Below are 12651 nucleotides of genomic sequence, written 5' to 3' on the forward strand. Positions count from 1 at the left end.
AACCTAACTAAAATTTTAAAATGAAAACAATCAAAACATTACTCTTTTTAACCTTTTTTGTAATGGCAACTTCTGTGGTAGTTGCTCAAAACTGGAACTTGGTCTGGCAGGATGAGTTTACTAACGGAATAAGCCCTGACTGGGTTTTTGAAACCGGAAGAGGATCCTCTGGATGGGGAAATAACGAATTACAGTATTACCGTCGCGAGAATGCCAGTGTAGAAAATGGACAGTTAATTATTACGGCTAAAAAAGAAAATTTTGGCGGAGCTAATTATACTTCTGCACGTATGAAAACTCAAGGTAGAAGAAATTTTAAATATGGTAAAATAGAAGCAAGAATAGCTTTGCCGATGGGACAAGGACTCTGGCCTGCATTCTGGATGTTGGGAAGTAATATTTCTTCAGTAGGTTGGCCGGCATGTGGAGAAATTGATGTTCTTGAGCATATTAATAACTCACCAGATATTCATGGAACTATTCACTGGCAGGATGGCAATGGTAATTATGCCTATTACGGCGGACATACAGCAGTTAATGTTACAAATTATCATTTGTATTCAGTAGAATGGAATGAGAATAATATCAAATGGTTTGTTGATGGAAATCAATATCATGAAGTTGATATTACTAATGGTGTAAACGGGACCAGTGAGTTTCATAATGAGTATTTTTTATTACTCAATATGGCAGTAGGAGGTAACTGGCCAGGGTTTTCTGTTGATGATAGTAAAATACCAGCACGTATGGCTGTAGATTATGTAAGAGTATATCAAGCTGGTAGTAATCCTCCAACTACAGGAGTAGCTACTATGTACCAACATTGTTCTTATGGTGGATATGGTATTGATTTAGGAGAAGGTACATATACAAGAGGTCAATTAATTGGATTAGGTATTGGAGATGATGATATCTCTTCAGTAAAAGTACAATCAGGATATCAGGCTACACTTTATTTTGATGATAACTTTACAGGAACTTCAATTATAAAAACAGGAGATACCAGTTGTTTGGTTAACGATGGATTTAATGACCAAGTTACCTCTATCATAATTTCCAAAACAGGGAATAATGGATCTAGTCAAACAATTGAAGCAGAAAATCACACTTCTATGTCAGGTATTCAGAATGAAAACTGTTCTGAAGGAGGGCAAAATGTTGGATATATCGATACCGGAGATTGGATGGCATATGCAAATATTAATTTTCCTTCTTCTGGGAATTATCGTATAGAATACCGAGTTGCAAGTGCGGTTGGAGGCGGTACATTATCTGCTGATATAAATGCTGGAGCTACGGTTCTTGGACAAGTGAATATACCAAATACAGGAGGATGGCAAAACTGGACGACAATATCTCATAACGTTACTATAAACGCAGGAACTTACCCTTTTGGTTTATATGCAGCATCTGGGGGTTGGAATATTAACTGGATAAAAATAATAGGACTATCCGATGTGAAATTTGCTGATTCGACGTTGGTTGAGAATAAAGAAAACAATGATGAAGTAAGGAATACAGATACCATGACATTATATCCAAACCCTTTTAAAAACTCACTTCAATTTAAGTTTGAAGGAGAAAATGTCAGGGTTACTGTGTTCGATGCTTTTGGCCATAGAATACTACATTCTATAACAGTAGAGCCAGGAAGATCTATTGATCTTTCTCATCTTAAGAAAGGACTATACTTAGTTAGTATAGAAAAAAATGGAAGCACAGAAACAAAACGTGTAATTAAAGAATAATATTATGAATTTTAGATATAACAATAGTATGAAAGTTAAAAATAGAGCTACTCATATATTTTGTCTTGGACTATTATTCTTATTAGGGATAGTAGCTCAAGCACAAACATTGCCATATGAAATCACCAATAATTCAATATATCCGGATAATGAGATATTTGTTGCTATAGTAGGAATTACCGATGGCCATGTTTGGATAGATCCCGTGACAGGTGCAGTGAATCGAATGGATAGTACTTATAATACAGTTCAAGGCCCTGTAATTGATGGTAATCAGGGACCAGGAGAGAATGGTAAATATGCCAATTGTTTTCGTAGACTCAGCGATATTCCTAATAAAACGGTTCAGATTCCTAAAATAGCAGGATGTAGAATTATGGTTTCTTTTAAAAGTCAACTGTATCTCTACTTTTTTGGCCATTCAGGTGCTCCAAGTGGGTATTCTGCTCCAAATCTGGCAAACCCAACAGATCCCAATCAGGGTATAAAATTTGAATTGATTGAATTAACTTTCAATGATATTGGCCTTTGGTGTAATACATCAAGAGTTGATTCGTATCAATACCCTATGGGTCTTGAGGTCTGGGGAGATAACTTTTACAAAAAAGTAGGTGAGTTAAAAAAACATGATGATATTTTGGCCCAGTGGCAAGCAACGGTTCCTAATGAATTTAGAAGCTTACTCAATACAGATGAAGGAACGATTCATTTTCCTACCAAAGTCGAAGCATTTCCTAAAAACTTTATGGATGGGTATATAAATGCTATTTGGTCTAAGTATGTTAATCAGGAGCTTGTATTTACATCAGATGCAGGTATTTGGAGAGGAAAAGTACAAGGTGGGAATCAATTTGTATTTAATAGAGATAGTGACGGACAGGTTGCAACAATCCCGGGAAAACCAACTACAATAGAAGCAATGGAAGGGAGTGGAGTCATGGCATCAGGACAGCGATGGGATTTGGTAGTACAATCTCAAATGGTTGCAGCAATTACAAGACACGCTATAGATTTAAACGTACCTTCAGGAGTGTTACAAAATTTTGGAGATACTTCTAAATATTATCAAACCTGGCCATATAACTGGTACTCTAAATTCTTCCATCAGACAGATATTAGCTTCGAAAGCCAAACCTATACGTTTGCATATGATGATGTGTATGATCAATCAGCAACAATCCATACTCCAAACCCTAGAAATGTAAAAATCACACTTGGAGGTCTCGAAGGAAATTCAAACCCTAATCCTCCAACTACAGAAGTAGCTACTATGTACCAACATTGTTCCTATGGTGGATATGCAATAGGTTTAGCAGAAGGTACATATACACGAGGTCAATTAATTGGATTAGGTATTGGAGATGATGATATTTCTTCAGTAAAAGTACAATCAGGATATCAGGCTACACTTTACTTTGATGATAACTTTACAGGAACTTCAATTATAAAAACAGGAGATACTAGTTGTCTAGTTAACGATGGATTTAACGATCAGGTTACCTCTATCATAATTTCAAAAATAAATGGTGGTGAATCTAGTCAAACAATTGAAGCAGAAAATCATACTTCTATGTTGGGTGTTCAAAACGAAAACTGCTCAGAAGGAGGACAAAATGTTGGGTATATCGATACTGGAGATTGGATGGCATATGCAAATATTAATTTTCCTTCTTCTGGAAATTATCATATAGAATACCGTGTTGCCAGTGCAGTTGGTGGTGGTACATTATCTGCTGATATAAACGCAGGAGCAATAGTTCTGGGTCAAGTGAATATACCAAATACGGGAGGATGGCAAAACTGGACTACAGTATCTCATACTGTTACTATTAATGCGGGAACCTATTCTTTTGGTTTATATGCAGCATCTGGCGGTTGGAATATCAACTGGATTAAAATAACGAAGCAGTCTGATGCACGATCTTTTGATGAAGCTTTAATAGGAAATACTAAAACAATTGAAGAAAAGATATCTCCGCTTATGATATACCCTAATCCTGTAGATGATTTTATGTATATCGCAGGACTTGATTTTGGTGCATTCGAACTCTATGATTTAAATGGAAAAAAACTTTTAGAAGTACAACCAAATGGCAGAAACATAATCAAATCTGATATGAGTTCATTGGCATCTGGTATATATGTTTATAAAGTAAAAGGAGCTAGTCAAACTCATTCTGGAAGGGTCATAAAACAATAGTCATAAACATAATTACTAACTATTAATATCTAACACAAATTCAATTATTATGATTAAAACTCAGATCACAAGATTGTCAATACTAAGTTTGTTATTGACAGCTTGTACAGCAGAACAATTTGATGAAGTCACCACAGCTTCAGAAGAAGTAACAAAAGCCAGTTTGGTAGAAATAGCCTATCCTGAGAATATAGGGAAAGTAACTGAGATGTATTATGCGGGAGAAAAAATCCAGGTTGAAGAAATTAATGGAGAATACATCTATGAAGGTGATATTGTATTTTTAAAAAACATGTTGTCTATAGCACCGACCAAGTTGGTTTTTGAAGAAGGAGAACAAATTCCCGAACAAAAGAGTGTCGGTAGAACCGGGGGACGGTGGCCCGATAACACAGTATATTATACGGTCGAGAGCGGATTACCCAAACAATATCGCGTATCTGATGCCATTGCACATTGGGAAGCCAATACATCCTTACGATTTGTACAACGAACAAATCAGTCTAACTATATACGCTTTAGAAAGGGATCCGGTTGCTCCTCTAGTGTGGGGATGGTAGGTGGACGCCAGAACATCACCTTGGCAGATGGTTGTTCTACAGGAAATACCATTCATGAAATTGGTCATGCTGTAGGATTATGGCACGAGCAAAGTAGAGCCGATAGAAATCAGGATATCACGATTAATTTTCAAAATATACAAAGCGGTAAGGAGCATAATTTTCAGACTTATGTGCAACGAGGTAGAGATGGAGATGAATATACAAATCGTTTAGATTTTGGATCGATTATGCTATACAGTTCATATGCATTTTCGAAGAATGGAAATCCTACCATTACCAAAAAAGATGGTAGTACTTACAGTACGCAACGTAATGCCTTATCTTCTGGAGATAAGACAGGGATTAATCAAATGTATCCTGGTAATGGTGGAGGAGAAGTATATGAAAATGGAAACTATTATACAATTCATGGAGTAAGAGTCTACAGATACAGCGATGTTTGGTGGTATTGGGATACTAATCAAGATAGATGGAGACGGGTAGAATTAAGAGGTACTACCTGGTATTATATAAGCTAGTTTGATACTAAGTTTAGTGTGTTTTAAAAATCCCGGCCTGTTATAAGGTCGGGATTTTTTAGTTTTACTGCTTGAAGAATAAGATTTAGGGTAGATCAAATGGTTTTATAAAAAAATCATTGAACTTTATCATAGTTTTCAGACTGTGAATAATGTCCCTCTTTATCTACATCGATTTGTTGATACGAATTGGTGCCCATCACAAGTTCGAATACAAAAACTTGTGTGGTATCGACAATTTTCATCATAGGACCAGAAGCATATTCTAAACGTTCTTCGAGCATGCCGTCTTTGATAGTATACGTACCATAACCGAACCATTCGTTATTATCTTTTGGGTCATAACGAGTCCACATCACTTTTCCTTTGCTGTACATCTTTACCTGGCGATATCCATTCTGATTAAGAACAGTATCAATTATTTGGTTGTGATCATCATATAAGAATTGATGTTTAAGTTCCCAAACACCCTCTAGGTTATAAGGCTCAATTGCGGTAGTTTTATTTTCTTGTGTAATAGCGAAAAAAGAACACATCCCGCACAAAATTAAAATTAAGGTTTTCATGACTGCAGAGATTTAAAAGCTATTCCTCAATAAGTTACGAAAATTTTATGAGATTGATTTGCTTCATAAAAGTTTTAGTATTTATTTACAATATTAAATCCAAATACAAACCAAAGAAGTAATTTGGAAATGGTTTTTTCATCCCTACAGAATAGATAGACCTACATGTTTTGGGTCAAAGCAGATGTCATTTATGAACTCTAATAAACTCGGTACAAGAACACTCTAAAAGTATTCTGAGCTTGTTGAAAATTCACTTTTATGATATTCTGTTTTTTATCCACCCCTCTTATATCATAATTGTTTTCGCAATAATGTTTTTGCATTATTTTATTCTATCAGGATGACGATGTGATTTTTATATTCTTGACTTATAGATATATAGTAATATATTTAAGGTTTATGTCACTAGAATTGCTCTAATAAAAGAGGAGAGTTTTAAAACCCATAAGAAAAACAATGTCATCACCTTCTTTTTTATACCTTAGTAAAAATTCAAATTTATGCGCTACTCTAACGAACTTTTCCTTCGTTTCAAAACCGTATTCATAGCATTTATTGGTGTTTTTTCAACTTTAGTTTTATTACGGATCATTTTAAATAATGCCTTTTTAATTGAAAAAATTGTTGAGGTTACGTCTTCTTTAAGCCGTTTAAAAGTATGGTGGATCATTATTTTGTCTGTTATTGTTATACTAACACTATCCAAGCATAAGAGTGTTGGCGGATATTTTACCATTCTTGTTACCATACCTTTAGTAGCAGTTTTGGTAGCTATAACTATATTAAGACGTTCTCAGGACGGAACTGTAATTTCAGAATTCATTAATACAGTATGGTATTTTACTTTATTATTAATGCTTTTATCTTTGGTAATGAATACTATATCAAAAATTAAAACTTTTTTAAAGTATTTTGTTTATATACTCAGTATCTTATTGATTTTATTCTTCTTTGCAAGATTTATATTTTTTGAAGAAATCTTTTTTAGTAAAGCTAATGATACTGAAAATCAAATAATTGTTGGACGATTTTTACTCCTTCTTCTGTTATTTATTTGGCTTATTATATCAATTAACCCTATAAGTTTGCTTAAACAATCAGAATCAACTAATGGTAAACGAAATGATGTTTCAGAAAGTATGATAATACTACTTTTAGGCATGTTTTATGTTTCAGTTTACTTCTTTATCTGTAAAGACGTATTAGATTCTGAAACATGCAAAGCGGTCAACTTTGATTGTGTAACAAAGCTTTGGGAATTTTAGATAAATATAATAGACAGAATAATGATACTCCATCGCTTTTGTATTTTTGGAAAAAGAATGCAAAATAATATTAGAGTATAAAAGGCATTAAAAAGATCATTTAGATTACTATTAATGATGATTTGAAAAATGAATAGGAAATATTAATCGTAGTTGAAATAAGATCAAATATAGTATCAGTTAATACAATTTTCATCAGTAAATTTTATAAAATGTATAATTTAAAAAATAAGATTAGTTTGGGGTTTCTTGGTGTTTTAACTTCAACACTTCTATCACAATGCAATATTAATAAAGCAGAGAGTAATAGTAATGAAGTTGGTAATACAAAATCAACTATTGTTAATAATGTAAAAGACTTTAAAGATTATTACCCATCTGGTAATGTCAAAGAAATTGGTCAATTTATTGAAGAAAGAAAAACAGGAAAATGGACTTTATATTATGAAGATGGAGAAATACAATCTATAGAAAATTTCAAAAATGGAAGACGTGACGGATATTATAAAACTGATTATTCTGGTGAACTTTATATGGAAGGTTGGTATAAAGAAGATATAAAAACAGGAGTATGGAAAAGCTATTTCAAAGAAACAAAGACTTTAAAATATTTAAAGCAATATGATGATAAAGGATTAGCAAATGGAGAATGGAAAAATTATTATGATTCTGGAGAAATAGCAAGTATAGAAAACTATTTAAATGGTAAAGCTAATGGGAAACAAACTGAATATTTTAAAAATGGTAAAATACATACAACCGGTGAAAAAGTAAATGGTAAACAAAATGGATTATGGAAATATTATTTTGATAATGGAAATTTAAAGTGTGAAAGAGAATTTAAAGAAGGTGTCGATGATGGAAAATATGTAGAGTATTTTAAAAATGGTAAAATTTACAAAACAGGGAAGAAGGTAAATTTTAAAAAAAGCGGGGAATGGAAAATCTATGATGAACAAGGGAATTTGCTTGATACTGTTTTGTATAAAAACGATGATTGAAATTATTCTTAGAGATTAAACGAATTTGTAATCTGTACCGTAAAATAATCACTATCTCTCTACGAAAATCGTTTTAGTGTTTTCAGATTCATTGAGATAAAGGATATTTATAAAATGAATCTAATAGTAAAAGGGATTGTTTTTTTTATAATTACAACTATTGTAATTAGTTGCGGATATACAAAAACAGAGGATGATAAGTTTCCTGATATGGAGGTGTTTCCAGAAAATTCAAACACTGAAATAGCGATTCAACCTCTCAAAATGAAAATTTATGATATGTATAGCTCTAATAACGCTACACTATACGCTGCTGTTAACTTTTTTTACGATGATGGGTCTACAGGACAGTTTATTATGGAGATGGATAACGAATTAAATAGTATCGATTCTATTCCCAGACATGGCTCTTATTTTATTGCAAAAAACGAAAATTTTTATGTTAATGATAAAAATGGAAATGTAATTAAGTATCATGATCTAAAATCTAAACCACGAAAAGTACCCATTCATCCATTTCATGGTCGGTTATATAAGGATGATATAGAGAAAAAACTTAAGGAAAAAGGATCTTATGCATTAAATAAGTTTCCTGATAGTCTGCATTATGATATAAGTCGCAAAATAGATTCTATCAGTTATCATAAATCAGTAGACGAATTTAATAAACAGGTTTTAACAAATCTGGAGTGTGTTAGAGATATCGGAGACTGGTATTTGCTAACATATCCTCAAAATGAATTTATAATAAAAGAAATGCCTACTCCGCTTTGGAAAGAAAATATTGGAAATAGGAAAGAGCCTTATGAACAACTCAATGAATTTGATCAATGTCAGCGGAGAGATAAATTCATAAAAGTTGATAACAAAAGCTTATTGATCAAAGATAAAGCTGTAATAGCAAATGGCAGTTCAGGAGGTAACCATTTCGTGCCTGGAACTTTCTATCCCAAAGGATATCAATATTATGACTTCAATATAAATGATACGACTACTCAATTCAAAATTTTTGCAGAACATGTACTTGCTCAAAAAATAACATCAAGAAACATCCCAAATACAAATATTTATTTACTCGATGTTAAACCAGAAATATATGATTATGATCATCCAACTACTTATATCGTAGTTAAAGAATAATTATCTTTAATAAGATTTTAATTAAAAAACAAGATAATTGGATTGTAGTTTTTGATTAGGATTATAATAAATCTTACGGTAGATTCGCTTTACAAAATATAAGAAAACATTAACCTATTGGATATGTACAATTGTTATACGCAAGTTGCAATATGAATAGAATAGAACATATAGAAAATGAAATTTCTGAGTTAAGAAATCAACTAAGAGGCCATAAGCTTTACAAAGTATTAAGTGATGTGTCAGACATTAAAGTTTTTATGGAGAATCACATATATGCCGTATGGGATTTTATGTCTCTTTTGAAAGCGCTACAATTACAACTTACAAAAGTAGAAATACCCTGGACCCCAAGAAAAAATGCAACGCTTTCAAGATTTATCAATGAAATTGTCCATGGAGAAGAAAGTGATATTAATGAATTAGGAGAACCCAAAAGTCATTTTGAAATGTACTTAGATGCAATGGCGCAAATTGGAGCAAATACTAAAGAAATCAATACTTTAATTGGATGTATTGACTCGGGACATTCTGTTAATTCAGCATTGAATGAAATTAGTATTGATAAAAGAGTGGCTGATTTTGTGAACTTTTCATTTGCTATTATTGACACCAATAAGTCTCATTTGATTGCCTCGGCATTTACATTTGGTAGAGAAGACGTTATACCAGATATGTTTATCGAAATTTTAAAAAGTGCAGATTCTGAAAATAGACGTTATGATAAACTCACGTATTATCTCGAAAGACATATAGAACTTGATGGGGACGAACATGGTCCTCTCTCTCTTCAAATGATATCAGAATTATGTGGAACCGATGAGGTAAAATGGTCTGAATCACTTACCATAGCAAAACAATCTTTAGAAAAAAGAATTTCATTATGGGATGCAATTTGTGAATTAATAGAAAAAGAAAAACTAGTATGTAATAAGGAATATAGCGCATAGTTAGTATACAGGAATTAGCTATGTCACAATGCAAAAAATTAACTTCATGTTGTTTGATACTCCTAGGGAAAAACTATTCGAATGCGAAAATTTATAGAGATCAATATCCTTTTAATAATGACAGTATTTCTGTTTAGTTCTATGATGAATCTAACAGGACCTTCTTCAATTGCATCAGAAATTAATCCCATTTCGATTAATGAAAATGGAGAGATATTGTGTAAAACTCGTTTCACAAAAAATCAAATGGGTGGGTATAGTCCCATGAGAGTCGAATATGGGTTTTGTATTCTTTCTAAAGATACCATTATTCAATTTAGAGGTAAAGTCCTTGAGGATAATGAAGCATATTATGAACAATTGAAGTATTGGGACGACATATTTAAGTCAGAGATCAATGAGGAACAATTAAATGAACTTAATAAAGAGGTTCTTAAAAATGAATATAACTTTTCTTCATGCAATGCAAATTCATTTAAAGTTGATAAAACAATGCCGATCTCAGAGTTTGAGACCAATAAAAAAATAAATCTCAAAGATAGCCGACAAAAAGCATTACATGGAGCTTCTAGTACATCATATTATGATGAAAAGAAAGTTCATTTACTCTACGATTTTGGACATATTCTGCTTCTTAATAATATAAATGATGACAATGATGAAGAAGAACTTAGCTTAGGATCTGATTTTGATTATTATAATCCATGGGTAAATGAAGAGGGTAAAGAAGTTAATATAGGATTTGATATAAGTTTGGTTACAGGAGTTTTGATTACTGAATAATTATAACGATAACCTATGTAGCGTTACATTTTATAAGCAAAATTTCACCTAATATTAGAAAACCATGAAATCCCTGAAATCTCATGGATTTGTAATCCGTTCATAAAAAAACAATGAACTTTTTACTATATTCGAAGCTATGAATACAATTGAAATTCGGACTGTAGATGTTGTTCAATATATAAAACCTTTACGAGAAGGAGGATCTCTTCCTGCAATAGTTAAAGCTGATGATGATTTTCTTTATGTTTTAAAATTTCGGGGAGCTGGCCAAGGGAAAAAAGTACTTATTTCAGAACTTATTGGAGGAGAACTGGCAAGGGCGATTGGATTACATGTGCCCGAATTGGTATTCATGAATCTTGATGACTCTTTTAGCAAAACCGAACCTGACGAAGAAATCCAAGACTTACTTAAATTTAGTGTAGGTCTTAACCTGGGCTTACATTTTTTATCCGGAGCAATTACATACGATCCTTTGGTTTCTATTGCTGATAGTATAACAGCATCCAAGGTGGTATTACTGGATAGTATGATTAGTAATATTGATAGAACTTTTAAAAACACAAATCTATTAAACTGGAATAACGAATTATGGTTGATCGATCATGGAGCCAGTTTTTATTTTCATCATAATTGGGAAAGATGGAAAAATCACCTTACTAGAACATTTCCTGCAATAAAAGATCATGTTCTTTTGGAGCGAGCGAATCATTTAAATGATGCTTCAAAAGAAATCCAACGATTGATTAATAAGGATAAAATCATAGAAATTGTATCAAAAATACCTAAAGATTGGTTAGAGGATGAATCAGAGTTTTTAACGCCTGATCAAATGAGAGCGGCATATATTGAATTTATATGTACTAAACTTTCTAAGATAGATTCACTAGTTAAAGAAGCAGAAGATGCAAGATAAGGTTACATTTGAATTTGCTGTTATTCGATTTGTTCCAAAGGTTGAACGAGAAGAGTTCTTTAATATTGGTGTAATATTGTTCTGTAAGCGCAAAAAATTTCTTGGTGTAAAATATCACGTTAATAAAAGCAAGTTTGAAGCTTTTTCAAATGACTTTGAATTAAAGCTGCTAGAGGAATATTTAACATCCTGGAAGTTAATCTGCAAAGGTCAACCCTCTGGAGGAGCTATTGGAGAATTTGAACTAGCCGATAGATTTCGTTGGTTGGCAGCCTCAAGAAGTACTGTTATTCAAAGCTCAAAAACACATCCTGGTTTATGCAGTGACCCAGAAAAAGAATTAGAAGATCTTTTTGAAAGGTATGTTTTATAAGAAACATTGTCAAGTTATAGTATTCAATTAAACGATACGACAAGATCATGATAAATGAAAAAGTAAGTTCCTCTGATGCTTTAAAAAAGAAAATAATAGCACATATACAAGAAAAAGGCAATTCACCCATTGTTTTAAAAAGGAAAGAATACCTTATTAGAGAAGGTCGTATCGAAAATAGCATGTACATCGTTGAGCGGGGTTCTTTAAGAATATTTGTAAATAGAGAATCAGAGGAAATTACATTAAGGTTTGGTTATCGTGGTTCCTGGATGACTTCTTTCCCTTCTTTTTTGAGTAGAACTCCCTCCTTATATAATATACAAGCTATAAAAGAATGTTATTTACTTCAAATTGATAGAGATGATTTTTTTGATTTTATAGCTTCAACAAAAGAAAATCAAGCACTTTGGACAAAAATGCTTGAAGAGTTTGCAATTCAACAACTAGAACGAGAATTAGACATATCTATTCGTACACCTATAGAACGATACGACCGTTTATTAAAAAGAAGTCCTCATGTTTTTCAGGAAATTCCTAATAAATATATTGCATCATACTTAAGAATGAATCCCGAAACATTGAGTAGGTTGAAAAAACGTTGACTAGAGTCAATGTTTTC

General features: G+C 32.4%; 12 protein-coding genes. 11 read left to right on the forward strand and 1 reads right to left on the reverse strand.

Annotated elements, in window-relative coordinates:
* The first annotated feature begins 20 nt into the window (after window positions 1–20).
* The 3 genes from PQF96_RS10390 to PQF96_RS10400 are packed head-to-tail and all read left to right on the forward strand — an operon-like array spanning window position 21 to window position 5029.
* The gene (locus PQF96_RS10390; RefSeq protein WP_271766027.1) at window positions 21–1748 is read left to right on the forward strand and encodes a carbohydrate-binding protein; all 1728 of its coding nucleotides are present in this window, start codon (window positions 21–23) and stop codon (window positions 1746–1748) included.
* Between the two features lie 4 nt (window positions 1749–1752).
* A complete protein-coding gene (locus PQF96_RS10395) occupies window positions 1753–3948 on the forward strand; it encodes a beta-1,3-glucanase family protein (protein WP_271766028.1) in 2196 nt (731 codons plus the stop codon).
* Between the two features lie 49 nt (window positions 3949–3997).
* Entirely contained in the window at window positions 3998–5029 is a 1032-nt protein-coding gene (locus PQF96_RS10400) for a M12 family metallopeptidase (RefSeq protein ID WP_271766029.1), read from the forward strand.
* Window positions 5030–5145: 116 nt separating this feature from the next.
* Here the strand turns inward: PQF96_RS10400 and PQF96_RS10405 are convergent, their stop codons facing one another.
* Window positions 5146–5595 carry a hypothetical protein gene (locus PQF96_RS10405; RefSeq protein WP_143915595.1) on the reverse strand — a complete coding sequence of 150 codons (450 nt, stop codon included), beginning with the start codon at window positions 5593–5595 and terminating at the stop codon, window positions 5146–5148.
* A 503-nt stretch (window positions 5596–6098) separates the two neighbouring features.
* On the opposite strand from PQF96_RS10405, the gene PQF96_RS10410 reads away from it, so the two are divergent.
* The 8 genes from PQF96_RS10410 to PQF96_RS10445 all read left to right on the forward strand — a co-directional run bounded on the left by PQF96_RS10410 (window position 6099) and on the right by PQF96_RS10445 (window position 12634).
* The gene (locus PQF96_RS10410; protein WP_271766030.1) at window positions 6099–6863 is read left to right on the forward strand and encodes a hypothetical protein; all 765 of its coding nucleotides are present in this window, start codon (window positions 6099–6101) and stop codon (window positions 6861–6863) included.
* A 212-nt stretch (window positions 6864–7075) separates the two neighbouring features.
* Entirely contained in the window at window positions 7076–7864 is a 789-nt protein-coding gene (locus tag PQF96_RS10415; RefSeq protein WP_271766031.1) for a toxin-antitoxin system YwqK family antitoxin, read from the forward strand.
* Between the two features lie 114 nt (window positions 7865–7978).
* On the forward strand, window positions 7979–9004 hold the full coding sequence (locus tag PQF96_RS10420) for a hypothetical protein (protein ID WP_271766032.1): 1026 nt from the start codon (window positions 7979–7981) through the stop codon (window positions 9002–9004).
* Window positions 9005–9156: 152 nt separating this feature from the next.
* Window positions 9157–9954: a DUF3050 domain-containing protein gene (locus PQF96_RS10425; RefSeq protein ID WP_271766033.1), complete on the forward strand. Its 798-nt coding sequence runs from the start codon at window positions 9157–9159 to the stop codon at window positions 9952–9954.
* An 81-nt stretch (window positions 9955–10035) separates the two neighbouring features.
* The gene (locus PQF96_RS10430; protein WP_271766034.1) at window positions 10036–10737 is read left to right on the forward strand and encodes a hypothetical protein; all 702 of its coding nucleotides are present in this window, start codon (window positions 10036–10038) and stop codon (window positions 10735–10737) included.
* A gap of 139 nt (window positions 10738–10876) precedes the next feature.
* Window positions 10877–11656, forward strand: coding sequence for a HipA family kinase (locus tag PQF96_RS10435; RefSeq protein ID WP_271766035.1), 780 nt, complete (start codon window positions 10877–10879; stop codon window positions 11654–11656).
* On the forward strand, window positions 11646–12029 hold the full coding sequence (locus tag PQF96_RS10440; RefSeq protein ID WP_271766036.1) for a DUF3037 domain-containing protein: 384 nt from the start codon (window positions 11646–11648) through the stop codon (window positions 12027–12029). The genes PQF96_RS10435 and PQF96_RS10440 overlap by 11 nt, the downstream gene beginning before the upstream one ends.
* A gap of 47 nt (window positions 12030–12076) precedes the next feature.
* A complete protein-coding gene (locus PQF96_RS10445; RefSeq protein ID WP_271766037.1) occupies window positions 12077–12634 on the forward strand; it encodes a Crp/Fnr family transcriptional regulator in 558 nt (185 codons plus the stop codon).
* The last annotated feature ends 17 nt before the right edge of the window (window positions 12635–12651 follow it).

Origin of the sequence: Aquimarina algiphila (assembly GCF_947494415.1) — a bacterium.
Taxonomy (GTDB): domain Bacteria; phylum Bacteroidota; class Bacteroidia; order Flavobacteriales; family Flavobacteriaceae; genus Aquimarina; species Aquimarina algiphila.